Source organism: Paenibacillus sp. 22594, from assembly GCF_052044425.1.
Classification (GTDB): domain Bacteria; phylum Bacillota; class Bacilli; order Paenibacillales; family Paenibacillaceae; genus Paenibacillus_AQ.
The window spans coordinates 380,225-405,134 of record NZ_JBQENA010000001.1; the positions used below are offsets into that span (position 1 = coordinate 380,225).

The 24,910-nt window shown below is 48.5% G+C and carries 24 protein-coding genes; 7 read left to right on the top strand and 17 right to left on the bottom strand.

Going from position 1 to position 24,910, the window contains the following annotated elements; translation table 11 throughout:
• The first annotated feature begins 20 nt into the window (after positions 1 to 20).
• Together ACTJKB_RS01580 and ACTJKB_RS01585 are read left to right on the top strand one after the other, a co-directional pair.
• On the top strand, positions 21 to 956 hold the full coding sequence (locus tag ACTJKB_RS01580) for a Gfo/Idh/MocA family protein (RefSeq protein ID WP_440831509.1): 936 nt from the start codon (positions 21 to 23) through the stop codon (positions 954 to 956).
• Between the two features lie 352 nt (positions 957 to 1,308).
• The gene (locus ACTJKB_RS01585) at positions 1,309 to 1,707 is read left to right on the top strand and encodes a hypothetical protein (protein ID WP_440831510.1); all 399 of its coding nucleotides are present in this window, start codon (positions 1,309 to 1,311) and stop codon (positions 1,705 to 1,707) included.
• A 164-nt stretch (positions 1,708 to 1,871) separates the two neighbouring features.
• On the opposite strand, the gene ACTJKB_RS01590 is transcribed toward ACTJKB_RS01585, so the two are convergent.
• Complete coding sequence (locus ACTJKB_RS01590; protein ID WP_440831511.1) at positions 1,872 to 2,687, bottom strand: hypothetical protein; 816 nt, start codon at positions 2,685 to 2,687, stop codon at positions 1,872 to 1,874.
• A 315-nt stretch (positions 2,688 to 3,002) separates the two neighbouring features.
• Positions 3,003 to 3,512, bottom strand: coding sequence for a GNAT family N-acetyltransferase (locus ACTJKB_RS01595; RefSeq protein WP_440831512.1), 510 nt, complete (start codon positions 3,510 to 3,512; stop codon positions 3,003 to 3,005).
• 180 nt (positions 3,513 to 3,692) lie between these two features.
• Here ACTJKB_RS01595 and xerS point away from each other — a divergent pair, with 180 nt between their 5' ends.
• A complete protein-coding gene (gene xerS / locus ACTJKB_RS01600) occupies positions 3,693 to 4,775 on the top strand; it encodes a tyrosine recombinase XerS (RefSeq protein WP_440831513.1) in 1,083 nt (360 codons plus the stop codon).
• Between the two features lie 32 nt (positions 4,776 to 4,807).
• Complete coding sequence (locus tag ACTJKB_RS01605; RefSeq protein WP_440831514.1) at positions 4,808 to 5,638, top strand: pentapeptide repeat-containing protein; 831 nt, start codon at positions 4,808 to 4,810, stop codon at positions 5,636 to 5,638.
• 134 nt (positions 5,639 to 5,772) lie between these two features.
• Here the strand turns inward: ACTJKB_RS01605 and mobB are convergent, their stop codons facing one another.
• The 9 genes from mobB to ACTJKB_RS01650 form a co-directional block, all read right to left on the bottom strand.
• Positions 5,773 to 6,345, bottom strand: a complete 573-nt coding sequence (gene mobB, locus ACTJKB_RS01610; protein WP_440831515.1) for a molybdopterin-guanine dinucleotide biosynthesis protein B — start codon at positions 6,343 to 6,345, stop codon at positions 5,773 to 5,775.
• A gap of 19 nt (positions 6,346 to 6,364) precedes the next feature.
• Positions 6,365 to 7,666 (bottom strand): molybdopterin molybdotransferase MoeA, encoded by a 1,302-nt coding sequence (locus ACTJKB_RS01615; RefSeq protein ID WP_440831516.1) that lies wholly within the window; start codon positions 7,664 to 7,666, stop codon positions 6,365 to 6,367.
• 200 nt (positions 7,667 to 7,866) lie between these two features.
• Positions 7,867 to 8,370, bottom strand: a complete 504-nt coding sequence (locus ACTJKB_RS01620) for a DUF4178 domain-containing protein (RefSeq protein WP_074084502.1) — start codon at positions 8,368 to 8,370, stop codon at positions 7,867 to 7,869.
• Between the two features lie 57 nt (positions 8,371 to 8,427).
• The gene (locus ACTJKB_RS01625) at positions 8,428 to 8,838 is read right to left on the bottom strand and encodes a DUF350 domain-containing protein (RefSeq protein WP_440831517.1); all 411 of its coding nucleotides are present in this window, start codon (positions 8,836 to 8,838) and stop codon (positions 8,428 to 8,430) included.
• A gap of 127 nt (positions 8,839 to 8,965) precedes the next feature.
• A complete protein-coding gene (locus ACTJKB_RS01630; RefSeq protein WP_074084504.1) occupies positions 8,966 to 9,637 on the bottom strand; it encodes a PspA/IM30 family protein in 672 nt (223 codons plus the stop codon).
• Positions 9,638 to 9,699: 62 nt separating this feature from the next.
• Positions 9,700 to 10,047, bottom strand: coding sequence for a hypothetical protein (locus tag ACTJKB_RS01635; protein ID WP_440831518.1), 348 nt, complete (start codon positions 10,045 to 10,047; stop codon positions 9,700 to 9,702).
• Positions 10,048 to 10,134: 87 nt separating this feature from the next.
• Positions 10,135 to 11,067: a dihydroorotate dehydrogenase gene (locus tag ACTJKB_RS01640; RefSeq protein WP_440831519.1), complete on the bottom strand. Its 933-nt coding sequence runs from the start codon at positions 11,065 to 11,067 to the stop codon at positions 10,135 to 10,137.
• Complete coding sequence (locus ACTJKB_RS01645) at positions 11,060 to 11,764, bottom strand: dihydroorotate dehydrogenase electron transfer subunit (protein ID WP_440831520.1); 705 nt, start codon at positions 11,762 to 11,764, stop codon at positions 11,060 to 11,062. The genes ACTJKB_RS01640 and ACTJKB_RS01645 overlap by 8 nt, the downstream gene beginning before the upstream one ends.
• Positions 11,765 to 11,850: 86 nt before the next feature.
• Positions 11,851 to 12,891, bottom strand: coding sequence for an NADH:flavin oxidoreductase/NADH oxidase (locus ACTJKB_RS01650; RefSeq protein ID WP_440831521.1), 1,041 nt, complete (start codon positions 12,889 to 12,891; stop codon positions 11,851 to 11,853).
• 207 nt (positions 12,892 to 13,098) lie between these two features.
• On the opposite strand from ACTJKB_RS01650, the gene ACTJKB_RS01655 reads away from it, so the two are divergent.
• Positions 13,099 to 13,974, top strand: coding sequence for a polysaccharide deacetylase family protein (locus ACTJKB_RS01655; RefSeq protein ID WP_440831522.1), 876 nt, complete (start codon positions 13,099 to 13,101; stop codon positions 13,972 to 13,974).
• Between the two features lie 102 nt (positions 13,975 to 14,076).
• Here ACTJKB_RS01655 and ACTJKB_RS01660 read toward each other — a convergent pair whose 3' ends face one another.
• Positions 14,077 to 14,745: a 3D domain-containing protein gene (locus ACTJKB_RS01660; protein ID WP_440831523.1), complete on the bottom strand. Its 669-nt coding sequence runs from the start codon at positions 14,743 to 14,745 to the stop codon at positions 14,077 to 14,079.
• 365 nt (positions 14,746 to 15,110) lie between these two features.
• Between ACTJKB_RS01660 and ppk1 the strand changes: the two genes are divergently transcribed.
• A complete protein-coding gene (ppk1, locus tag ACTJKB_RS01665; protein WP_440831524.1) occupies positions 15,111 to 17,231 on the top strand; it encodes a polyphosphate kinase 1 in 2,121 nt (706 codons plus the stop codon).
• On the opposite strand, the gene ACTJKB_RS01670 is transcribed toward ppk1, so the two are convergent.
• From ACTJKB_RS01670 to ACTJKB_RS01685, 4 genes are all read right to left on the bottom strand, one after another.
• Positions 17,179 to 18,708 (bottom strand): Ppx/GppA phosphatase family protein, encoded by a 1,530-nt coding sequence (locus tag ACTJKB_RS01670; RefSeq protein ID WP_440831525.1) that lies wholly within the window; start codon positions 18,706 to 18,708, stop codon positions 17,179 to 17,181. The genes ppk1 and ACTJKB_RS01670 overlap by 53 nt on opposite strands.
• A gap of 117 nt (positions 18,709 to 18,825) precedes the next feature.
• On the bottom strand, positions 18,826 to 19,548 hold the full coding sequence (locus ACTJKB_RS01675) for an amino acid ABC transporter ATP-binding protein (protein ID WP_440831526.1): 723 nt from the start codon (positions 19,546 to 19,548) through the stop codon (positions 18,826 to 18,828).
• Complete coding sequence (locus ACTJKB_RS01680; RefSeq protein ID WP_074113237.1) at positions 19,535 to 20,194, bottom strand: amino acid ABC transporter permease; 660 nt, start codon at positions 20,192 to 20,194, stop codon at positions 19,535 to 19,537. The genes ACTJKB_RS01675 and ACTJKB_RS01680 overlap by 14 nt, the downstream gene beginning before the upstream one ends.
• A gap of 142 nt (positions 20,195 to 20,336) precedes the next feature.
• Entirely contained in the window at positions 20,337 to 21,155 is an 819-nt protein-coding gene (locus ACTJKB_RS01685) for a transporter substrate-binding domain-containing protein (protein ID WP_440831527.1), read from the bottom strand.
• Between the two features lie 334 nt (positions 21,156 to 21,489).
• Here ACTJKB_RS01685 and ACTJKB_RS01690 point away from each other — a divergent pair, with 334 nt between their 5' ends.
• Positions 21,490 to 23,235 (top strand): alpha-glycosidase, encoded by a 1,746-nt coding sequence (locus ACTJKB_RS01690; protein WP_440831528.1) that lies wholly within the window; start codon positions 21,490 to 21,492, stop codon positions 23,233 to 23,235.
• A gap of 212 nt (positions 23,236 to 23,447) precedes the next feature.
• Here the strand turns inward: ACTJKB_RS01690 and glgA are convergent, their stop codons facing one another.
• A complete protein-coding gene (glgA, locus tag ACTJKB_RS01695; RefSeq protein ID WP_440831529.1) occupies positions 23,448 to 24,872 on the bottom strand; it encodes a glycogen synthase GlgA in 1,425 nt (474 codons plus the stop codon).
• Between the last annotated feature and the right edge of the window lie 38 nt (positions 24,873 to 24,910).

Consider the following 24,910-nt stretch of genomic DNA (forward strand, 5'->3'; position numbering starts at 1 on the left):
AGAGAGAGGAGCTGCTGTAAATGAATATTGGCATACTGGGAACTGGATTTGGAGCTTATCATGCAAGCCTGCTGACAAAAATGGAAGGCATCGACCGGGTTATCATCTTTGGGAGGAATGAAACCAAGCTTAATCAATTAAAGGAAGAGCTGGGGGTCGAAATCACTACCTCCATCAACGAAATCCTATCGGATGCCACACTGGATGTGATTGATATCTGCCTCCCTTCCGGTTTGCACACTAAATATGCTATCGAGGGGCTGAAGGCTGGAAAACATGTGTTTTGCGAAACTCCGGTTTGTCTGAGCTGTGAAGATGCTGCAGACATGCTGCAAGCGGAGAAAATCTATGAAAAACGGATCATGGTCAACCAGTTTATCAAATTTGATCAGGCGTATTCCTACTTGTACGAGGCAGTGCAGAGCGGGAAATATGGTAAGCTGCTTCACATATCCTTGAAAAGAGAAACTGCACCGTTATGGGGCGACCTTGGCCTGAGTAAAATCGCTCCAAATCTTATGATTCACGAGTTGGATATGGTAAGCTGGCTGCTGGACAACCCTCCGCTCACCTCAGTTCGGGGAACCAGCAGCGGACAAGACGGGCAGGCGCTGGTCCACGCGGTTTTTGATACACCAGAGGTTTCAGCAGAGATCTTAGTCACCTCACAAATGTCTGCTTCGTATCCGTTCACTGTTGGCTATGAAGCCTATTTTGAACAAGCCAAGCTTGAGTTTCATGAAATAGATTATCCGGACGGCAAGATTGATGCCACACTGTATGAATATGGAGTTTCCGGGAAACAAGAGCTTGTACTGGAACAGAGTAATCCCTATGAGAAAAGTCTGCGCTATGCACTCCATAGTTTCCGGGACGGATCAGCGTCGATAATCTCATTGAAGCAAGCTGTACATGCCGTAGAAATTGCTTTTGAGATAACCCATAAATTGTCTTGAGATACAGAACAAATAAGGAAACCAGGCACCCCCACCCTTTTTCCGTTTTTTAGTATTGCTGGATCATCTATTGTTGCGTTCAGGCAGTGTTTGGTGGGAGGTGCTGCGGATTTGTTTTACTATTGTGAATTATTCATATGTTGAAATAAGGATAATAGTTTCCGGAAATCTTGATAGTTCGGCTTGTCGATTACATTCTCTTTGGATTAGGTTTACGTATTTATTGTTATGTTAACTATATCGTTTTTTTATCATTAAAATATTCACTTTACCCCTATTTCAAACGAATCCCCTGAGTTCATGGTCTTTTCTTTGCTATAATAAGGAAAATAATGATTGGGAGAGATATATTTTGAAAGATGACGAAGAGGAAGATGCAACCTATGTGGAATTCACGGGCAAGCCAGTTCCTAATAAGACTGATCCCCCCTACTCCCGTCACAGGAAAGAACCCGAAAATATAATCTGGCACACCGAAACTATGAGTGTAGACAGCTTTCATGAAGCACATGAATGGATAATGAGCGGACCTTACAACGAGATTGGATATCTCTACACCGGCTACATAACAACGAATTGGATGCTGGCCCATGTTCTTGTATATGAACGGACTTGGCGGAATACAATTTCTGATCCTCAATTTCTGGTGTACACAAATTATGAGTATACCAGTGAAGGCATACTGTACAAAGTTTGGGTCACTCCTGTATCAACGGATGGTGTACAAGAAGCTAGACCTGAAGAGCCCTAAAGACTTATAGATAAATTCCTGATTCACTGAATTAAAATATAGTTAACATATTTATTATTATGTAAACTTACTATGCAGGATTTGCTCCTATGGGCTTTGACTTGCATAAAATAGAAAAAAGGCACACCGTGCTAATACGGTATGCCCTCTCTTCATTCCATTCGTTAATCGATATTCGCAACCTTCCACTCCCCTTGCTTGTTGCGTAGCAATGAGATCGTATAGCTCTGGTCGGCCTGATAGCCTTCATCCGTCATAAACTGATAGCTAACATTAAAATTTGCCCGCTGCGTACCTTCAGCAGGTATACCCTCATAGGTCATCTCTGTAAAACGGTACGATGTCGAGTTATTGATGAAGAAGTTGAGGTAGTCTCCGGTTTCCGGTGAGTACATCGTGCTCATAAACTTTTTTTTGTCATGTGAAACTATGGCCTGGAGACAGATCATGACCTCATTCAGCATTTGTCTGTTCTCTTTGCCCCCTCCAACATTAGGCTCCTGAATAAAAACTCCGGCAACCAGCGGTGTCCGTTTCTTCATGTATTGCACTTCTCTCAGGATATCTATGAACAGGGGTAGAAGCTCTTCCCGCTGCTCTGGTGTGGTTCGGATTTCAGCTTGATAGATTTGTTCTTTGTCTCGGATTCTGAATACATCTACCCTGCTGTTTCCATCGGAATAGCCGCCCTGGTATTCCTTATATTGAAGCAGAGCAGCAGCACCATCGGCTATTTCAGGTTTATTTGCACCTGCCGGAGCAGAATCATTTGTCTGAAATTTCCGAAATGAGATCCAGTTCGCCTTGTCGCTAGTCCCCCACGCAGTTCTGCCGTTCATTTCAAAACGGAGAAAATTCTCCGGCATAAATACCGCCAGCGGCAAATTCCGGTCACTGGAATAATCGGCCTTCAGCTCCCTTCCTCCAGTCGTATAGGCCCTTCCGCTTCCGTCATATTCAGGCACTTCGTCTTTGATCAATGAGACTGATTTTGCCGCAGGCAAAGAAGTTGCCTCAGCGGTAGGCACAGTAGCTGCAGATGCAGAGGGAGCGGAACTTACTTGTGAAGGATTTACTTTTGACTCCTGAGTCTGAGAATTTGTATATCTGCTGCAGCCTGTACTTATCACAGCCATAGCAGATATACAACCTATCCAAAAGATTTTTTGGATGCTGGACATGAACAATCACCTCAATAACCAGACGCTGGAAATCTCTACAAGTTGCACTGTATCGAACTCTTTGCTGCTTTATGCCCACTGAAAGAGTTGTAAATTCAATTCTGTTTGGTTAAATTATTTATTCACCCTATTAATACTTAATGTACTGAAGTATTGACTGGGGTTCCCCAGCTTGGGATTGAAGCGTTCTTTGAATTCACCACCTGTATAGGAACCGATGACCCGGTGCCAGAAGTTGCGTGCAGGAGTATTGGCGCGAATCTGCGATACCTTCCAGTCACCAGGGAACATATCGAACAACCGGTGTGCTGCCCATGTGCCTACCCCGCTGCGGCGGTATTTTTGCATCACAAAAAACTCTGTCATGTAAAATTGCCCCTCCGAACTGCGGAGCAGCCTGTCCACTAGGGCGAAACCGGCAATTTTGTCGTCCACCGTAAATAAATAGGCGAATTTATTGTTTCCGCTGTTCCAGTAAGCCTCCAGGCCGGGATATGGCGGGAACGTGCCGTCACGGTCCACCTCAAGCTCCAGATAGCGGGTAAAGTCATATAGATAAAACTGCATCAGCCTGCTGATGGTTTGGCGCTGCTCTTTGGGAACCAGCTCGATTCCAAGTTCCATGGGGTCACCTCTGAGATTCACTTTTATTACACATTCTATAACTTTGTCCCTTCAGGAGCAAGGCAGGCCCCGTATAAGAGCTGTGAATTCCGGCCAAAAGCCACGAAACATGATAAAATAGGATGAGCCAGAAAGACTAGTCCGCTGAATACCAGCAACCTTAAGGCAGGTGAACAAGTTTTGAGCATTCAAAAAAACACTGACCGCACACATCTCGATCAAAAAGTAGTTCACATGCCCTGGTTTGTGCAACAGTTCATTGACTACAAACGTCCAGATCTCTCACCCTCTACCCTGCTGGAGTACATCCGCGACTATGAATCGTTCTTCGGTTGGCTTCGTGGAGAGGGACTTACCCAGGCCGCCAGCCTGGCAGAGATTACTTTGCTGGATCTGGAGACATTGCATATGGACAGTATCGTCGGTTACCGCCTGCATCTGACAACACGAGCGGATGGAACGAATTCCAAAGTTACCGTCTCGCGCAAGCTGTCTGCCCTTCGTTCATTATTCCATTATTTAAGCCAAATTGCCGAGGACGAGAACTTCTATCCTTTGCTCAAACGAAATGTAATGGCCAAGGTAGAGATCAAGCGTATTCACAAACCTAAGGATACCGCCGCCAAGCTCAAAGGCAAAATTCTGGAGGACGAAGAGCTGCTGGAGTTCGTAGGGTATATTTATGAAGGGTATGGGCGCGATGTTGAAGCAAATAAGCAAGCCTATTATTCGTTTCAGCTCAACCGTGAGCGAGATGCCTGTATCGCCAGCCTTATTCTCAACTCCGGCCTCCGTGTCTCGGAAGTGGTTAACCTCAATGTGGATGATCTGGATGTGAACAACAAGCTGCTGTATGTCTACCGTAAGGGTCACAACGACGAAACTTTCAAGACACCGGTCTACTTCCGGGAGCAAGCCAAAGATGATCTCTCCCTATATCTAACGCTGCGCCAGTCCCGTTACAAGACGCCCAAGAAAGAAAAGGCGTTGTTCATTGCCCTCCCTAACGGAAGTCATGAAGGTAAAAGGATGACCAAGCGTGCGATCCAAGAGATGATTATCAAATACGCCAAACGGTTCGGCAAGCCGTATCTTACGGTGCACAAGCTGCGTCACTCCTTTGCCACGGACTATTATTTGCAAAATGATATCTACAAAACGAAGGAACAGCTCGGACACGCTTCGACAGAAACAACCGAAGTCTATGCCCATCTTACAGACAAAACGATGTCTGAAGCGATTGAGCGGCGTCTGGAGAGCTGAATACCCATCTACGGAGGGAGTTATTGTCTCAAATGTTTCATCATATGGATTTACAGTCCAACTGTGAAAATTGCTTTGGCCTTTGCTGTGCTGCATTGCCCTTTGCCGCATCAACAGATTTTGCGATTAACAAAAATGCGGGCCAGCCTTGTCCCAATCTTCGGGATGACTTCCGCTGTGGAATTCATACCGGGTTGAGAGCACAAGGATTCAAAGGTTGTACAGTATACGAATGCTTCGGTGCAGGGCCCAAGGTTTCCCATCACACCTTTGCCGGCAGGGACTGGCGGGCGGCGCCGGAATCAGCGGCTCTAATGTTCGAGGTCTTCCCGGTAGTGCGTCATCTTCATGAGCTGATGTACTATCTGACCCAAGCACTTGAGTTACCGGCCGCGGGGCCGATTCACAGCCAGCTCCATTCCGCACTTGAGCAGACTACGCGGACGACTCTACTACCGGCCGAGGCGCTGCTGCAGGTGGATGTGCCTGCTCACCGTGCAGAAATTAACGAGTTGCTGCTGCGGACAAGCGAGCTGGCACGTGATGCCGCTAGGCGTCAATTGAAGAATGTCCCCAAACGACCCAAAAACTATGGTAGAGGTGCCGACCTGATCGGGGCAAAGCTCAAAAAATCCGATCTGCGCTGTGTTAGCCTGCGTGGTGCTTATCTGATTGCGGCAGACCTTAGTGGTGCTGACTTGAGGGGGGCCGATTTGATTGGCGTTGATTTCCGCGACGCGAATCTCTGCGGGGCCGATCTCACAGATACCCTCTTCCTGACCCAATCCCAGCTCAATGCTGCAAAGGGCGATGCGTTAACCAAGCTTCCTGACGCACTTGCACGTCCTGAACATTGGGCTTGATTGTAAACCGGATGCAGAACAGCGGCCTCGTGCTCCTCTTATTGGGAGCCGGGTCGCTGTTCTTTGTGACGGAGATCTATAAGACGTAACTTATCCGGGAGCTACTGCACTATCGGTCTTCTGTTATGAATTTTTCATATATTGAAATTTTGAAAATAAGATCGTTGCTGCCACAAAAAGCTGGCTATCTCTGTCTTGTCGTTAATGTCAAATCGACGAATACCCGGATTTTGCAGCAGAGAAGGATGATCTTGAATTGACTCCCAAACGGCCATTGCAATAATATTGCTCGTCCCGTTAAGTAAAATAAGGTCCACTTCACTACGGATCAGTACGATTTTGGGGTATCGTTCCTGTTTGAATCCCTCCACCAGCACAAAATCATAGTCTGCAAAGGATTCGATCAGTTCTTCCAGGCTACGTCCCCGTTCCTGAATGACTGATGTCCGTACCCCGCTTGTGATAGCGACCGCTGAAGCTCCAGCCTTCCGCTGCTTCCAGGTATCCGTTCCCTCATGATCTATCTCAAATTCATGACCGTCATGTTTGATTACCGCAACAGAACAGCCTCTCTGCCGCAAGAGTGGAATCAAGTCGCAGATTAGGGTTGTTTTACCGCTATTTTTATATCCGACAATCTGACACACAGCAGGCCTGCTCATTTTATTCGTTAAGCACTTTAGCGATTGCTGTCTACGCCGCCTCATTTTAGCTGCCTCCTACCTTTTATGATCCAGCCATACTCTCCAAACCCCGAATTTCCCCGGGCAGCTTAAGCACTTTCACGGAATCCCCTGCAGACAGGCCCCGTTCTTCCGGTGGAATCACAATTAAACAGTCACTGTCCTTAATCGTCACCATGACCGATGATTCGTCTATGTTGGCCGGAAAGGCGTAAAGGCGGCCCTCATGGATCTCCAGCCTGGAACGGACAAACCGGGTGTAGTTGTTCACTTTGGAATATTCTGCTCCTAGCACTGCTGTCCATTCCGGCAGAAAGGGCTGAACGGATCCCTGCATTTGTAGGATAACTGGACGAGCGAATAAATGAAATCCAACAAAGCAGGCGCCTGGATTACCTGACAGTGCCAACAAGAGCGTACCTCCACGCACGGCCGCCGTTGTCACACTTCCGGGACGCATGGTTACCTTATTAAACAGCATGTCACCGCTGTTCTCGCGGATCAGATCACCCATGATATCATAGTCCCCGACAGATACCCCTCCAGTGGTAATCACCAGATCGTAGCTCTCAAGTGCCATCTGCACCTTGCTTCGTGCCAGTTCAATATCATCCACTATCGCTCCAAGCATCACCGGATCTCCGCCGCTCTCCCGGACCAGTGCTTCCAGCATTGGCGAATTGCTGTTGCGTATTTTACCTGAAACGAGCGGTTCATGCACTTCAAGCAGCTCTGTTCCAGTTGCAAATATACCTACCTTGGGTCTACGGATCACCTTTACAAAGGGAATTCCAAAAGCGGCCAAAACCGCGATATCTCCGGCCTTAATCATCCTTCCTGCAGGAAGCACAAGCTCTCCTTCTCTCAGCTCAAAGCCACGCGGAGTGACATTCCGGCCCGCCTTTTGCGGCTTGCGGATGCCTACCTGGAGGATACCGTCTAGTTCCCTGCTCTCCGTAGCTTCAAGCATCACAACCGTATCCGCTCCCTCCGGTACCTGAGCTCCTGTCATTATCCGGGCAGCTGTCCCCCGACGTATATCGACAGAAGGCACTGCTCCGCATGGAATGTTGTCCACAATGTCCAGCCAGACCAAGTTCCCTTCATCCATCTCTTCAGTATCGGCTGCAATAAGTGCATACCCGTCCATACCTGAACGGTAAAAGGCCGGGAACGGATGTGGCGCATAGACAGGTTCAGCCAAATAACGTCCCGGACTTTGATATAAAGGCACTTCTTCTGTATCAAGCACCTTCGCATATTCAATGATCCGTGACTGGGCTTCCTTAACCTGGAGCGCTTTACGATGAAATTTAGAATGTGTTGCTTCCTCTCTGCTGTTCATATACACCCAACCTCTTCTGTACCGTATTTTCATTGCCCGAACAAAGCCGCCGCTATTCTAACCTATTTTAACATGACAACCGGTGACGCGATATTTGTTCAACTGTCTTACCTCAAAAAAACAGATGCCCCCACAAAAAATGGAGGCATCTTGTCATGATACATATGAAAAAAGCTAGGATTAGACACTTGGATTAGGCATCAGGCACGGATGACCTTTACATCTCCCGGGATCACCTTTTCGCCCTCGTATAACATAAACCGTCCATTCTGCCATTCAACGCGGAGGAGACGTGATTCATCGGACTGGTACTGCCAGACATGCTGTTGACCGCCGTTCATGTAAGGAGTTTGACCTGTCACTGACGCATATCCCTCATATTCCTCTTCCAGATAATACGTATAATCGTCAAGTTCCAAGGTTGCTGGCACCTCGGCAGGATCATCCAAACGCCCGTCAATCGGCTGATATAATGCGTACTGCAGCTGCTCCCGTTCTTCTATATGCAGATAGGCAATACGGCTGCCGTCACGCAAGGTCAGAACTACAGCATTGCGGCCGCTGGTTTGCGTACGTCCAGTTACCTCATAGGTCACCAGCGATACCTCGCAAATATCTCCGGCAGACAGGTTCAACATGCTCTTGGGTACAGCAGGTGCCTCAGGTTTGGAGAAGATATTGCCAATACGTTTCCATATACTCAAATAAATCATTCCTTTTAAAGGTTTTGTACACACGCATGATTTTGAATATCTAAGACTTCAGCCCTTGATAAAGGCCGCTATGATCAAAGCACCGGTCACATGCAGCGAGCCTGCCAATACACCGTAGCCTATTTTGCCCAGCATTGTACCATGATCCAGGTCGAGTTTTGCCCAGCGGAACAGGAGCAGTCTCACTACTTTTTCCAAGAAGAATAGCAGAACAAAGGAAACAATAGAGACCACCAGTGCATCTCCCAAACTGTTCGTAGAGGCAATGGAGGACGAAAGAATATAACCTTGTGCCAGCAGTTTAAGCACAAACCGCATGGTAACCGCCATATTTCCTGCCCGGATCTCTTCCAAATCGTTATAACGGGTAAAGAGCGAATCCACGTACATCAGCACACACAGCAGTACTGAGCCGCTCACCGTCCATACCACCATGGACACCAGAATGTGGAAATCCATTGTTTAGCCTCCGATGTTCAGTTTGCCTGCCCTCACGGGCAGCATAGAGAAGGCGAAGGAGAAACGTTCTTTCTGTCTCCCCTTCGCCTGTGGACACCAGCCTTATATTGCGGCTTCTGCCAATATGTTATTGTTGTTTGTCGTACTGCTTCATCAGCGCAGCCAATTCATCTTCAACCGCCTGATCCTTGCCCAGCTTCTCGAATTCATCATCCAGCGATTTGTTGCCGGAGCTCATTTCGTTGCTGGCTTCCGCCTGGGCTTCCGCCTGCAGCATTTTGTCTTCCATGCGTTTCAGACCGGCTGAAGCAGAATCAGAGCTGAATCCGCTCATGGCTTTGTTGATTTCGGTTTGTGCCTTGGCTGCATTGTAGCGTGCAACCAGTGTCTCACGTTTGTTCTTCATCTGGGTAAGCTGTTTGCGCATTTCCTCCAGCTTGCCGCGCAGATTGTCCGCAGAGGCCTTGTTCTGATCGAAGCTCGCCTTGTATTCCACAAGCTTGGCTTCCGCAGCCTTCTTCTCTTCCAGAGCGCGGCGCGCCAGGTCAGCATTACCTGCCTGAGCGGCAGCATGCGCCTGTTGATTGCGTTTGTTCACGAGAGCTTCCTGTTCTTCATAGAGCTGCTTGAATTTTTTCTCAATGGCGATTTGGGCCGCTACAGCTTTTTCTGCGTCTTCCAAATCCTCAGTCATGTCACGAATGTATTGGTCCGTCATCTTGACCGGATCTTCCGCTTTGTCGATAATCGCATTCACATTGGACATCGTTAAATCACGTAATCTTTTAAATATAGACATGGTTCATTCCTCCAAAATAAAAGTGAGTTGCTCATTTGTTATCTTTTACGCAGGAAGTGCCATTATCGTTTCAAATTTTGCCCAAATAAATATTGATCGACTTTAAAATTTACGATTTCCACAACCTGTGCTATGCCTTCTTTAGTCAAATGGTCGTAATGAATGCCCATTACAACGGTAACCGTCCGATGAAGTGCAGTAGCAACACGCATTGCAATCGACTCACTGATCGTATGCTCTTTGTGATGAGGTACCGCTGAAGTTGTTACTTTGACGTCACCTGCATCCAAATAAGCGGTACTGGCTGCGCCGATGTGACGGGCGCCCCCGGTAATCAGCAGCAGCAAATCACGGCCGACCTCAGTGGCAGACAGTTCAATATCACCTGGGTACAGCTCTGGAGAAGACATAAGTTTCTCCCCTTTTCCATTATATTAACCATTGCTCACAAAGATATCTCAGGAAGAGAAGACTTGATCCTTCATACTTGAAATCAACTAGATGATGCCACGGATTTCATCCAGTGACGAAATGCTCTCCTCTATCATAAACTGCTGCAATTCTTCAACAAGCGTACTGCCTGCGCGCAAATTCATGAAGTTATACGTTCCAACCTGAATTACTGTTGCCCCGGCCATAATAAATTCGATAATGTCTGTAGCCGAAGTGATTCCGCCCATGCCGATTACCGGAATGGTTACCCGCTTCGCTACCTGGTTCACCATTCTCAGGGCCACCGGCTTGATCGCAGGACCGGACAATCCGGCATATAAATTATTAAATACGCTACGGCGTCGGCGGACATCGATCTTCATTCCAGAGATCGTATTGATCAGTGAAATGGCATCCGCGCCTTCCTCCTGGCACATTTCAGCCATTTCAGCGATATCCTCAGCATTCGGAGATAGTTTTACAGCAAGCGGCAGCTTGGTTGCGGCTCTAACGGCACGGACAACTTCCTTCGCAGCTGGTGTTTTGACACCAAAAGCGATCCCGCCTTCCTTAACGTTAGGGCATGAAATATTCAGCTCAATCATATCCACTGCAGGTTTACCGGCAGCGCTTCGCACATCGGCGTCACGCTGAATCAGCTCCGCACCCAGCACATAATCAGGAAGAGTGTTGCCTCCCAGGTTTACCAAACGGGCAGTATCCAGTGTCTCCCAGTAAGGAAGTTCCTTGGCGAGAAATGCTTCAACACCTGGATTCTCCAGTCCTACACTGTTCAGCATGCCCGAAGCCGTTTCAAATACACGGACACCAGGATTACCGGCTTTGGCATGAAGTGTAAGACCTTTGCCGGAGATGCCTCCCAGCAGCGATACATCATAGAGCTTGCTATATTCACGGCCAAACCCGAAAGTTCCGGAAGCCATGATAATCGGATTCTTAAAGTGCACACCTGCTATATTTGCTGTCAGATTAATCATGGAAGATCACCTCCTCCGCAAGAAATACCGGTCCGTCAGCACAAGCCTTGCGCTGACCGTCACGGCAGGAAACGCTGCATACAAGACAGGCCCCGATTCCGCAAGCCATGCGGTTCTCCAGGGACAAGTAGACATTAGGTTTCTTGCCAGCCGTTTTGGCGGCTATGCCTTTCAGCTGAGCCGCTTTGAGCATCGGATGCGGTCCGCAGACAAAAATATGGTCATATCTGGTAAAATCGACGTTGTCAAGCACCAATCCTCCCACATCGACTGTCAGCTCTGCAGCCAGAGGACGAAATGCTTCTGTACGAAACGTTTCACGGCTGAAGCCCAGGTAAATATCGCTACCAGGAAGCTCTTGGGCACAATAATACAGAGGCGCGATCCCAATTCCACCGCCTACCAGAGCAACCTTTCCTTCAACCTCAGGAAATCCGGTGCCAAAAGGTCCCTCAAGCTCGACTGGATCTCCGGGTTCCAGCCCAGCTAATATCTTCGTTCCCTCACCCACCACATGATACAGAAAATCCACGCCATCGTCGTTCACTTGATGTATGCTTAGCGGTCTGGACAGCAATGGAAAGGCTCCCCATGCCCGCAACATGTAGAATTGCCCCATCGTTCCCCCGTGATCGCCTTCAACCCGAAGGTGATACACTCCATCCGCCAGCCGTTCGTTACTAATCACCGTCGCCAAGTTATCAAGCTCCTTCAAATTTAATCTTATTAACCATGCCTTAGAAGGAACTTAAAATCTGTGATAAAGTTCACATTCGTAAGTGTCTATTTCCGCTTCCAAACTCCGCGTTCGTATGGCTTAGGCACATTAGCCTTGTCTACACCGCCAAGGGCTTCCTCGGCGTGCAGTGCCCAATACGGATCACTTAACATCCCCCTGCCTACGGCAACAAGCTCTACCTTTTCCTCAGTAACAATGGACTGCGCCTCTTCATAGGATTCAAGGCGTCCTACTGCAATTACAGGGATCTGGAGTCCGCTCCGGATGTACTCTGCCAGATCAACCTGGTAGGCCGGTCCTGCATTGGGTCCACCATTTGATCCAATCGGTCCTTCACCGCCTGAGGACACATGGAACATATCCACTCCAGCTGCCTTATAGCGCCGGCAGAATTCAAGAGCGTAGGATTCATCATAACCGCCTTCTACATATTCCTTGGCGGAGACCCGCATAATCAGCGGCATTTCAGCTGGGAGTACTTCCCGCACCGCCTGGGTCACCTGTTCCCCGAACAGCATCGGGTCTGCACCATATTCATCATCTCTGACATTGGTCAGCGGAGAGTGGAACTGGTGAATGAGATAACCGTGTGCTCCATGAAGTTCAACGGTATCAAATCCGGCATCCACGGCCCGCCGTGCACCTTCACGGAAGGCTGCAATCAGTTCAACGATTCCTTCTCTAGTGAGCGCCTGCGGGGTTTTGGAATTGGCGTCGAACGGGATAGCTGAAGGTGCAACGGGAGGATCGGCATCCAGCGCCTTACGGCCAGCATGTCCTAACTGAATAGCTATTTTGGCGCCATGAACATGTACAGCTTCAGTCAGTTTCCGGTACGCTTCAATTTGTTCATCACTCCAGATTCCTGTATCTTGATTCGAAATCCGCCCATCCGGATGGATACCCGTCATTTCCACAATAATGAATCCGGTGCCGCCAATGGCACGGCTGACGTAATGAACGAAATGCCAATCATTTGGGGTTCCATCCTGCTTGACTACAGCGTATTGGCACATTGGAGGCATCACGATCCGGTTTTTTAAGGCCAAAGCCTTTAACTCATAAGGAGCAAATAAATCCGGCATTTCTATTCCTTCCTTTCCGTTGTTCACGTATTCAATTTCGGGTAATTCTCCAATTTAGTATACACGTATTTTCTGCGCCGATAAATCATTATCACAAGCCCCAAGATCCAGCATAATTCAATCTGCAGAAGGGGATAACAAGACAAGCAGAATCATTTCCCGGGGATTCCATTCTAGTTTTCAGATCAAAAAAGGAGGCGTGCCTTGATGAAAAGCCTGCAGATGAGCCGGAAACTGCTCATTTCAGCGATTGTCTGCTTCAGTCTGCTCAGCCCCGCTTCCGACGGAGAGCTTGCAGCGGCCTATCCTGAGATTACCGGCTTGTTCCCACAGTTGGACAGCGGTCAGAGACCTGCAGCAGAGCCCGAAGAAGATCAGGCGATCCCCGCAGGCTCTTCACGTACAGCATCCCAAAAACGGGCGGAAACCCTTACCCTCAGCCAATTGCTGCGCAAATATCCTGAAACGATCAAGACCCAAGGGCCTCGGCGCAAACATATCGCACTCACATTCGATGACGTGCCGGACCCCCGTTTTACTCCACAAGTGCTTGACGTACTGCGCAGGTGTCATGTTCACGCGACTTTTTTTGTCGTGGGCAGCCGCGCAGAGAAGCACCCGGAACTTGTGGCCCGGATGATTAAGGAAGGCCATGCCGTCGGCAATCATTCCTATAACCATCCGAAGTTTGGTGAAATCAGTGTAAATGCTTTTAGGACCCAGATTATCCGCACTGAAAATATCATCAATACGATGGCCGGCTATAAGCCGCGGCTGATCCGTCCTCCCTATGGAGACATCAGTGAACAGCAGCTGAAATGGGCCAAAGCCCATGGGTACAAGCTCGTGAACTGGAATGTAGACTCCCTAGATTGGAAGGGGCTGCCGAAATCCCAGGTACGGAACAATATTATCACCCACGCCGGCAAGGGCTCCATCATCTTGCAGCATGGCGGCGGAGGCCGGGGCAGCAATTTACGGGGAACAATTCAGGCTCTCCCTGAAGTGATCAACATCATGCGCAAACGGGGTTATACCTTTGTAACCGTCCCACAGATGCTACAGGTCAGTAAAGAAAAGTAAATAAGAAACTGAATATTAAATAGCCCGGAATCTATGATCGAAAAAAAAGGAAACGAGGACTGCCGGGCTTCGGCATGTTTCGTTTCCTTTTGAGTCTTGGGTCTATTCAATCACATACAGCTGCACATATTGGAAACCAAAATCTGCAACAAAGCTTTGACTGCCAGGGATAAAGATGTCAATGCGGTTCCCTTTGATCGCACTTCCCATATCAGTTGCAGTAGCAAGAAATGCTTGCTTGGGTAACCCAGGATGGGAATACCCGGTTACCAATACCTTGGTTCCAAGCGGGATCACACTAGGGTCCACAGCAATTGTACCCAGCTTCAGCGGATTGCCAAAATAGTCAACTGCGCCCCATTTGCCATTCTCGCTGGCAGCAGAGGAATAGGCTGTTGCTTTCACCTGAAGTACTTGGCCGTAGATGTACTCTTTACCCCAGGCTTGAACTGTGTTGCTCTGCGGTTCTACACTTAAGAGTGACACTCCTGTTGATTCCTTAGCTGAGGGTTCTGCAGCCGCAACATTCTGTGTTTTGAGAATGCCCGGAATTGAGAGCTTAAGGCCCGGATAAATATTACTCGCTGGAATATTCGGATTGGCATCCATAATTTTATCCATGCTTATTCCATAATGATTCGATAGAGTATAATAGGTGGTAGTATCCCCTGCGATATGTATACTGTCTGCCTGGACGGGTGCGGCTTGCATCAGTGTGCTGATTCCAAAGGCTGCAGCGAGTGCTGCAACGGCTCCAAATTTGATTTTCATTAGTTCCTCCTTCATTAGTAGCGCAGTCAGACCCGGGGGAAATCCCCATTTATGCTGCTTCAAAATAACTCCGGACGTATGTACGTTTGCTTATGCCCTGGTGTTTGTAAAACTAACAGTTATTAATATATCACAATTTTGTAACCTATGCCTAAGAAATTGTTACCAATTTGACAGAAATGGAGTTTTGAAGCGTTATCATTTAATTTATAATTAACATATCTTTCATAAAAGCATCCGAAAATTCATTATTTTGTTGCAACTTCTGAACATTTTCGCGCAAATTTTACACAGATTTAACATTTCTCCCTTGAGCAAATAGTAGAATGATAGAAGACAAAGACATTGAAGCACTTGGAGGGTCTATGAACGTGAATGCAGAAGAGAAAAAGAACATCCATACCAGCCCAGCAACAGCATATTTGAACCGTGATCTTAGCTGGATTGAATTTAACCGGCGTGTACTCCAGGAGGCACAGGATGCGGATAACCCGCTTATGGAGCGGGCCAAGTTCCTGGCGATTGTCTCCAGTAACCTGGATGAATTCATCAGTGTCCGTGTGGCGGGGATTCAGGATCAGATCCGGGCAGGCTATACAAAAAAAGATTTTACCGGTTACACCCCCTCCGGCCTTTATAAGCGCCTAATCAAAAGGGTCACTAAAATTATTGCCGATCAATACAGAACATTCCGGGATATCTCCCGAAGTCTGCACAAAGAAGGCATCGTGTTTGTAAATTACGAGGACCTTACGCAGGCGCAGGAACTCTCGATTGAACAATATTACCGGGACATTATTTTTCCCGTACTGACTCCAATGGCCGTAGATCAGAGCCGTCCATTCCCACTCGTTCACAGCCAGTTTATCTATCTTGCGGTTGTGCTGACACGAAAGGATAGTCTGGAAGAGGACCCTTATTTCGCAATTCTGCAGATCCCTTCCAATTTGCCCAGATGTATTCCACTTCCCCACCGTTCCAACAGCAAAAAACGTCAGTTTGTGTTTATTGAGGATGTAATCCGCCATCATATCCAGACTTTGTTCAGCGGTTATGATCCCGTGGCCGTTAGTGAATTCCGCTTAACGCGAAATTCCGACCTCACCATTGATGAAGAAGGTGCGGAAGACCTGCTGGAGGAGATTGAAAAGGAGCTGCGCAAACGGCGGAGAGGTGTTCCTGCCCGCCTGGAGGTGCAAAAAGGGATTCATCCATATGCACTGGAGCAGCTGCAGGCTGAATTCGAGCTTGAGGATTTCGTATTTGAGGTTGAAGGTCCGCTGGATCTCGGTTTCCTGCGCGGTTTTGCAGGCAGTCTGAAGGGCTTCAGCTATCTCCATGATGCTCCTATCGAACCGCTCTATCCGGCTGAATTCGATGAGAACGAGGATTTCTTCGAGGTGCTCCGGGAACGCGATGTACTGGTGTACCATCCTTATGAATCCTTTGATGCGATGACCGACTTCATCATTCAGGCTTCAGAGGACGAGCAGGTCATGGCCATCAAAATGACGTTGTACCGCGTCAGCGGTAACTCTCCACTGATTACAGCTCTGGCCAATGCCGCTGAATCGGGTAAGCAGGTCACTGTAGTCGTGGAGCTAAAGGCACGCTTCGACGAAGAGCGCAATATTGCCTGGGCGCGCAAGCTGGAGCAATCGGGCTGCCATGTGGTATACGGTCTGGTTGGCCTCAAGACTCATGCCAAGGTTACGCTGATTGTCCGCCAGGAAGGGCTTGAACTGCGCCGTTATGTACATGTCGGAACTGGCAACTACAATGACAGCACGGCCAAGGCTTATACTGACCTTAGCTTGTTCACCGCGAATAATGAGATCGGCCTGGATGCCTCTGAGCTCTTCAACCAGATGACAGGGTATTCCGCCAATTATGACTGGAACTCCTTCATCGTTGCGCCGACCAATATGAGCCTTTCGCTGCAAAAGCTGATTCTGCGCGAAGCCGAGCATGCCGCCGCCGGGCGTCCATCCCGGATCATCGCCAAAATGAACTCCCTCTCCAATCAGGAGGTTATCGACAATCTGTACAGCGCTGCCCAAGCAGGAGTACCGATTGATCTGATTGTGCGCGGGGTTTGCTGCCTGCGTCCAGGGATTGAAGGACTTAGTGAACGCATCACTGTCCGAAGCATTGTGGACCGTTTCCTGGAACATTCCCGCATCTATTATTTCGAGAACGGCGGCAACCCTGAGGTCTACTTGTCCAGCGCCGACTGGATGACGCGGAATCTGACCCGGCGCATTGAACTGATGTGTCCCGTGAAAGACAGCCATATCCGTAAACAGATAGTCAAGATTCTCGATCTGACGCTTAAGGATAATGTGAAGTCCAGTTTCCTGCAGCCGAACGGATACTACGAGCGTGCAGACGACAAAAAGGCCCCTTTCCGGAGCCAGTTCGCCGCTATGGATGTTACGCGTTGGAAGGGAAGCCGAGCTTTACCTTCAACCCCCAAACATTCCTGAAGGTTTTGAGGGCATTCTCAATGTCCTCCAGACCGATCAGGAGCTCACCGGCACCCTGCAGTTCCAAATCAAGCGTATTGCCATGGAGGCGGGCTTCTAGTCCGCTTACAATACCAATCTCGGTACTATCCAGTGCAATGCTTAGTTGTACGAGTGTGCCAAGCTTATGAATCCATTCTTCGTCGGAAGCCAGTAAAATGTCCTTGTGGGTCTGGGACAATTTCTGCTTCCGGCTTTTTGTGCTGTAGGAGGCAATCAAAGCTCCCAGAATCAGTTGACGGTGGGTTAGTCCGCGGATCGGAGAGTTCATCAGCCAATACCGCGTATGCCGCTTGGATTGATAATAGTTGATATTGGAGCCGGTCCGATGCAGCATGATTGACACGTAGATCAGCATTCGTTGCTCGTCCCGGTCCCCTTCTGCTCCAAATGCGTCAAAGAGGCTGAGTGCCAGCTTAAAGATGTGATCCAGATGCCGCTTCGACGTACGGATATCAAACCGGATGATCGTATTGAGACTGAACTCCAGCGCACTCTCACGCACAGGCTGCTCCGGTTCGAGCAGGTCATGCAGCATCCCTTCCCGCAGGCCCTCTCCACTGATTAATGCCTGGCTGGCGCCAATATACCGGTAAACTGTGTGGAAAATAATCAGCCCCGAGACGATAATATCCCCCCGGCTCTTGGACAGCCCCTCCAAATCTTTGCGCTTCTCATACGGAATAGAAGGCAGTGACTCCATAAAGTGATCTATGGTCTCACTGGATAAGGTGTAGCCGTGGGAATTCGGAAGGGAATAATCCCGCATCTTCTGGTCCAGCTTCCCCAGAGAGCGCAGAGTTCCACCAAGCCCGTAAAGCGGCAGTCCCGCCCCGCTGTTCAGCCAGTCATGCTCTACTAGTCTCCCTATCACATAGGCCTGAAGTTTACGTACTTGGTCTCCATTCCAATTGCCACCATGGCTGAACATCAGATTTGTATTGACCGCACCGAATGGAAAAGAAATACTTTGCTGGTAGCGTCGTCCCCGAAATAAGGTGATTTCCGTGCTTCCGCCACCGATATCAATTACAAAACCATCTTGAACATCAAAGGCATTAATAACGCCTAAAAATCCAAAGTAAGCCTCCTGGTGTCCGCTGATGACTTCAATATGAATCTCCGATGCCTCTGAAAGGTAGGAGATAATCTCCTCAGAATTTGCCGCATTGCGGATAGCCGCAGTGGCGCCGGCGCGGATTTTATCGACCTCAAAGGCGCTGCAAATCTCCTTGAATTGGTGCAGAACAGGGACAATGGTATCCATGTCTTTCCGCTCCAGCCTGCCGTCCTTTGTGATCTTTTCACTCAGACGAGCGGAGTATTTGCACTCCTTGATGATTTTGTATCCTCCTTCCAGCGTCGTATCATATATTACAAGACGAATAGAGTTGGAACCAATATCAATAATGCCAATCCGGCAAAGATCATCTCTCATCTGTATGTACTCCTTTTCAAGTTGATTGGCCATTTATGTATACTATATCACCCATTCCGCTGCGAACCAAAAACAAACGGCCGCCGAAGAAAGGTTCCGGGGCCGTTTGGAGCTAAACTATAGGACTTTACTTAAGAAATCCTTCGTCCGGTCATGCTTGGGATTGCCGAAAACCTGCGACGGCTCGCCTTCTTCCACAATCACGCCGCCGTCCATGAACAAGATGCGGTCTCCTACTTCACGGGCAAAGCCCATTTCATGGGTAACGATTACCATCGTCATACCGTCTTCAGCCAGTTTCTTCATGACCTCCAGCACTTCACCAACCATTTCAGGATCAAGCGCCGAGGTAGGCTCATCGAACAGCATTACATGCGGCTGCATGGCGAGAGCCCGCGCGATGGCGATCCGCTGCTTTTGTCCACCGGAAAGCTGAGACGGATAAGCATCCCGTTTATCTGCAAGACCTACGGTGCGCAGCAGTTCAGTAGCGATTTTTTCCGCTTCTGATGCGGGCTGTTTTCTCACTTTCAATGGAGCCAGCATAATATTCTGCAGTACAGTTTTGTGTGGAAACAGGTTGAACTGCTGGAAAACCATGCCCATTTTTTCCCGAGTCACGTTGATATCATGCTTCTTGTCTGTAATCGATTCACCTTCAAAGGTGATTTCTCCCCCTGTAGGCTGCTCCAGCAGATTCAGACAACGCAAAAAGGTACTTTTGCCCGATCCGCTGGGGCCGATAACGACGACTACCTCTCCTTTTTGGATCTGCAGGTCAATGCCCTTCAGGATTACAAGCTTGCCGAAGCTTTTTTGCAGGTTCTTAACGGTGATCACCTGTTCTTAGCCTCCTTTCCAATACACCCAGGATTTTAGACAACGTAAATGTCAAAATAAAATACATTACAGCAATTACGAGCAAGGGATTTAGCCCTTCGTAGCTTATGGACGTAACGGATCTCGCTTCGAACAGCAGATCGGCTACCCCAATCATTGAAACGATGGAAGATTCCTTAATGATGGTGATGAACTCATTACCGATTGCAGGCAGTACATTCTTGATGGCCTGGGGCAAGACAATATAACGCATCGTCATCCCTTGCCGCATACCGAGCGAACGTGCTGCTTCCACTTGTCCACGGTCCACACCCTGTATCCCGGCACGGAAAATCTCAGCCAGATACGCGGAGCTATTAATAGTCAGTGTGATTGCCCCGGATTGAATCGGCGAAAACTCTATGCCAAATTCAGGAAGACCGTAATGGATTAAAAACAGCTGGACCAGCATTGGTGTTCCACGCAGGAATTCCACCCAGGCTGTCGCAATGAACCGCAGTATCCACCACTTGGACATACGTAGCAAGGAAACAACAATGCCGAGTACAAATCCGAAGAATACCCCCAGCACAGCCAGCAGCAGCGTGTACTTCAAACCGGAAAGAAAAAAATTGCGGTACTCATAAGCAATATCGAATACATTCATTTTTGGCATAACCTCCTGTCTGCAAAAAAATAGAAAACAGCGGATCACCGCCATTTTCATATCCATTCTTATTATTAAACCTTCCCCCGCAACATTCTGCAGGGGCAGTTAAAAGCTACCCTCCAAAAAGCGGCCGGAAACATTATTTCTCGGCAAGCTCGCTGGCAGCAGCAACATACTCGTCAATCTTACCTTCGGCATTCAGGCGGGTCAGTGTAGCGTTAATTTGTTTCAGCAGCTCATCGTTGCCTTTTTTCACGCCAATTACATAACCGTCATCTTCAACCTCAGGTTTGGCATCTGTAATCGCCAGTCCTTTGACGTTCTTCACGAAAGCTTTGGCAACAGGTCCTTCCATAATAGAAGCATCTACACGGTTGGATTGCAGCTGCAGCACGATTTCGGAAATTTTCCCCAAAGAAGTCAGCTGAGCGCCTTCAATGCCTTTGGCGATGTCTTCCTGGATGGATCCGGTCTGCACACCCAGCTTGATACCTTTAAGTGAATCCATAGTTGCAAACTTGTCTTTGTCGGCTTCCCGCACAACAACAGCCTGCTCTGCTTTATAGTAAATATCGGACAGGCCTACCGCCTTCTCACGCTCTGGGGTTGGACTCAGTCCGGAAATAACCATATCCACTCTGCCGCTGGACAGTTCATTGAGCAGGGAATCGAAGTTGAGGTCCTTGATGACGAGTTCAGCACCCATATCGGCCGCAATATCTTTGGCAATGTCGATATCAAAACCCACAATGGTGTCTTTGCCATCCACTACTTTATGGAACTCATATGGAGGAAAATCCGCACTGGTTCCGAGGGTAAGTGTCTTTGCAGCAGCTTTGGTACCTGTATTCGCACTGGTGTCAGTAGCTGCACTATTGTTTTTGTTATTGTTGCCGCAGCCGGTCATCAGACCTGCTACCAGCAGCATTCCTAGTGAAAGTTTGCCCCATTTGTTCATTCTGTGTATCTCCCCTATTCTCTTTAAGTTATTAAGTTCTCTAAGTTGTCCCATTGACCGATTTATTATAAATCACTACGCATGAATATGCAAAGACAAATTTGTGACAAAGCTAGCTAAATACAGAAGAAAACTTAGGAGCACTGCTCAGTTCCCCCACCATTTTGCACATGCTGTTAAAAGAAGTATATACTATGTACTATCTCCAATTACTCCTGGAATAACCGTGATGGTTCATGCAGTCTCTGCGGGTGGTATTAACTTCAGAGTCACAAAACATAAATTTATGTTTACGAAGCGAGTTTTATACACAAAACTTTTTGGAGGTGCAATCATGCTAGTTGAGGCTATGTACCATGTTCCCCGCGACAAGTGGGCTTATGCCTACGATGCAAAGACTATACATCTGCGTGTTCGCACCAAACGGGATGATGTGGACTGTGTAGTGGCGCTTACGGGGGACAAATACAATTGGAAAGATACTTCTTACGATATTATGATGGAAAAAGCGGCCTCGGACGACATGTTCGATTATTGGGAAGCCGCGGTCCGGCCTAAATATAAACGCCTTAGCTACACCTTCCGTGTGAGCAAAGGCAACGAAACGGTATATCTGCTCGACAATGGCATCCGTTCGGAGTGCCCGCAAGCACCCAATCATTTCTATGAGTTTCCCTACATCCACCAAATCGATCTATTCCAGGTTCCAAAATGGGCCAAGGACGCGGTGTTCTACCAGATTATGACGGAACGGTTCGCCAACGGCGATCCTTCGAATGATCCTGAGGGTACGGAGGAATGGGGCGGGAAGCCGAAGCTGGACAACTTTTTTGGAGGGGATCTGCAAGGGGTGCTGGACCATCTGGACGATCTGCAGGAGCTCGGGATCAATGCGGTCTACTTCACTCCCCTCTTCGTGTCACCATCCAACCACAAATACGATATTGTCGATTACAAAAAGGTCGATCCCCATTTCGGGGATAATGAGTTGTTCAAAACTGTTGTCGAGGAATGTCACAACAAAGGCATTCGCGTCATGCTGGACGCCGTGTTCAACCACTGCAGCGACAAATTCCCGCCGTTTCAGGATGTTCTGGAGAAGGGCGAGTATTCGGTATACAAAGACTGGTTCCATCTGAACTCCTTCCCGGCCGAAATTGTCGACGGTATTCCTACGTATGACACTTTCGGTTTTTTTGGCAATATGCCGAAGTTCAATACGGCCAATCACGAGGTGAGGTCCTACCTGCTGGAAGTTGCCGAATACTGGATCAAGGAAATAAAGGTAGACGGCTGGCGGCTCGACGTTGCCAATGAAGTCGATCACCATTTCTGGCGCGACTTCCGCAAAGTGGTCAAAGCCGCCAATCCGGAAGCCTATATCGTTGGCGAAGTATGGAGTGACTCGTTGACCTGGTTGCTGGGCGACCAGTTCGATTCCGTCATGAATTATCCTTTTTCGGGTACGGTACTGGAATTCTTCAACGGAGGGATGGACGGTATTACTTTCGGTCACCGGATTGGGGGCCTCCTGATGCGTTATCCGCAACAGACGAATGAAGTGGTCTTCAATTTGCTTGGCAGCCATGATACCCCCCGGCTCTTGACCGTATTAAACGAAGACAAGCGGAGACTGAAGCTGGCCGTTGTTTTTCTTTTTACTTTTATGGGTACACCCTGCATCTATTATGGCGACGAAATCGGCCTTACCGGTAACGAGGACCCGGACTGCCGCAAATGCATGGAATGGGATGAAGCGAAGCAGGACCATGAGTTGTATGATTTTTACCGGATGATGATAGCGTTGCGAAAGGAAAACAAGGCGCTGCGGGAAGGCCGCTTCCGCATTCTGCAGGCGTGTGAGAATGACCCGTGCATCGTCTATGAGCGCTCAGATGACGTGATTCATTTTACCGTATGGATGAACAATTCTCCGGAGCCCCGTATTCTTAGCCATCCCATGGAAACCGACGATTGGCAGGATGCGCTGACTGCGGACCCGGTCGCCCCGGAAGACGGAATGATGTATATCTCGCTCGACCCTTACGGGTACCGGATTCTCAGCCGGGACTTGGGCTAAATGTTCTGAATGGTCACAGCACAGCTATTTCGCACCAAACAAGTGGAAACGGCTTCGCCGTCCTTTTATATGGGACGGAATCCGTTTCAGCGAGAAATATAAGGATGATTTATAGCGTGAAACATATAAATTCTTATATTTTTAACAAAGGACGTTCTGCAAAGATCAATATGATCTGCAAAACGTCCTTTGTTTATACTTAAGCTTCTGTTCTACTCCAAAATACGGTTATAAATGTCAATGTACTGCTGCGCCGATACATTCCAGCTGTAATCACCGGCAAACGCGTTTTTGGTTACCTTCTTCCAATGTTCCGGTTTCTGATAAAACGACACCGCCCGGCGGATGGTGTACATCATGTCATGAGCGTTGTAATCCTTGAAGGTAAACCCGTTCCCCTCTCCAGTTTCCTCATTATACGCATGTACGGTATCGTTCAACCCGCCTGTCTCACGGACTACCGGAATACTTCCGTAGCGCAGGGCAAGCAGCTGGCCGATTCCGCAAGGCTCAAATTTAGACGGCATGAGGAACAGGTCGCTTGCCGCATAAATTTTGCGGGACAGTGCATCATTGAACAGGATTTGGGAGGACAGCTTAGTTGGATAACGCCACTGCGCCTCACGGAACCAGCGTTCATAGACTTCATCACCGGTGCCCAGCAGCACAAACTGGATATCATCATAATAAAGCAGCTCATCCAGCACACGGGTTAGGAGATCCAGACCTTTGGAGTCGACCAGGCGGGTGACCATGGCCAACATCGGGATATAGGGGGCGACTGGAAGTCCCAGCTCCTGCTGTAAGGCGAGCTTATTTTCGGCTTTTTTGGCCAGATTGGAACGGTAGCGGGTGTAAATTTGCGGATCGCTGGCCGGATTATAGATCTTAGTATCGATCCCGTTGACGATCCCGCTCAGGCTGTCTGCCCGTGAGCTCAGCAGTCCATCCAGCCCATATCCATAATACGCAGTGCGGATTTCTTCAGAATACGTCGGACTGACAGTAGTGATATGATCGCTGTAGACAATGCCCGCTTTCATGTAATTCACGTTCCCGTAATACTCAACACCCAGGAAGTAACTGTCATCCAGACCCAGCAGTTCACCAAGCACTTCGTAAGGGAATACCCCCTGATACAGAAGATTATGAATGGTAAACACAGTACGGATTTCCTTGTAGAACGGATTGTGGCGGTAATGCCCCTGAAGCAGCATCGGAATCACTGCGGCATGCCAGTCATGAGAGTGGAGCACATCGGGCTGAAAATCAATGACCTCCAGGCACTCCAGAACCGCACGGTTGAAGAAGGCAAAACGCTCGCCATCATCCATGTAGCCGTAAATGCCGTCCCGTCCAAAATAATATTCGTTATCAACAAAATATATCGGAATGCCGTCATAGACCAACCGTTCAATGCCGCAATACTGATTGCGCCAGCCGATCGGCACGCTCAGAACAGCAACATGTTCCATTTGGGAAACAAATTTCTCTGGGATCCCCCGGTACTTAGGCAAAATCACCCGGACATCCACACCTGCACCTTTCAGTGCTTTGGGCAACGCTCCAATGACATCGGCCAGCCCTCCCGTTTTGACAAACGGATGTGCTTCGGCTGCAGCGAATAAAACCTTCATATCTCAATATCCCCCTTAAATGTATGGACTGCGATCCC

Coding starts and splice junctions, on each gene's coding strand:
- ACTJKB_RS01580 (WP_440831509.1), top strand. CDS start 21: ATGAATATTGGCATACTGGGAACTGGATTTGGAGCTTATCATGCAAGC.
- ACTJKB_RS01595 (WP_440831512.1), bottom strand. CDS start 3,512: ATGGAACTTGGAATCGAGCTGGTTCCCAAAGAGCAGCGCCAAACCATC.
- ACTJKB_RS01605 (WP_440831514.1), top strand. CDS start 4,808: ATGTTTCATCATATGGATTTACAGTCCAACTGTGAAAATTGCTTTGGC.
- mobB (WP_440831515.1), bottom strand. CDS start 6,345: ATGAGGCGGCGTAGACAGCAATCGCTAAAGTGCTTAACGAATAAAATG.
- ACTJKB_RS01615 (WP_440831516.1), bottom strand. CDS start 7,666: ATGAACAGCAGAGAGGAAGCAACACATTCTAAATTTCATCGTAAAGCG.
- ACTJKB_RS01625 (WP_440831517.1), bottom strand. CDS start 8,838: ATGGATTTCCACATTCTGGTGTCCATGGTGGTATGGACGGTGAGCGGC.
- ACTJKB_RS01630 (WP_074084504.1), bottom strand. CDS start 9,637: ATGTCTATATTTAAAAGATTACGTGATTTAACGATGTCCAATGTGAAT.
- ACTJKB_RS01635 (WP_440831518.1), bottom strand. CDS start 10,047: ATGTCTTCTCCAGAGCTGTACCCAGGTGATATTGAACTGTCTGCCACT.
- ACTJKB_RS01640 (WP_440831519.1), bottom strand. CDS start 11,067: ATGATTAATCTGACAGCAAATATAGCAGGTGTGCACTTTAAGAATCCG.
- ACTJKB_RS01650 (WP_440831521.1), bottom strand. CDS start 12,891: ATGCCGGATTTATTTGCTCCTTATGAGTTAAAGGCTTTGGCCTTAAAA.
- ACTJKB_RS01655 (WP_440831522.1), top strand. CDS start 13,099: ATGAAAAGCCTGCAGATGAGCCGGAAACTGCTCATTTCAGCGATTGTC.
- ACTJKB_RS01660 (WP_440831523.1), bottom strand. CDS start 14,745: ATGAAAATCAAATTTGGAGCCGTTGCAGCACTCGCTGCAGCCTTTGGA.
- ppk1 (WP_440831524.1), top strand. CDS start 15,111: ATGAACGTGAATGCAGAAGAGAAAAAGAACATCCATACCAGCCCAGCA.
- ACTJKB_RS01670 (WP_440831525.1), bottom strand. CDS start 18,708: ATGAGAGATGATCTTTGCCGGATTGGCATTATTGATATTGGTTCCAAC.
- ACTJKB_RS01680 (WP_074113237.1), bottom strand. CDS start 20,194: ATGAATGTATTCGATATTGCTTATGAGTACCGCAATTTTTTTCTTTCC.
- ACTJKB_RS01685 (WP_440831527.1), bottom strand. CDS start 21,155: ATGAACAAATGGGGCAAACTTTCACTAGGAATGCTGCTGGTAGCAGGT.
- ACTJKB_RS01690 (WP_440831528.1), top strand. CDS start 21,490: ATGCTAGTTGAGGCTATGTACCATGTTCCCCGCGACAAGTGGGCTTAT.
- glgA (WP_440831529.1), bottom strand. CDS start 24,872: ATGAAGGTTTTATTCGCTGCAGCCGAAGCACATCCGTTTGTCAAAACG.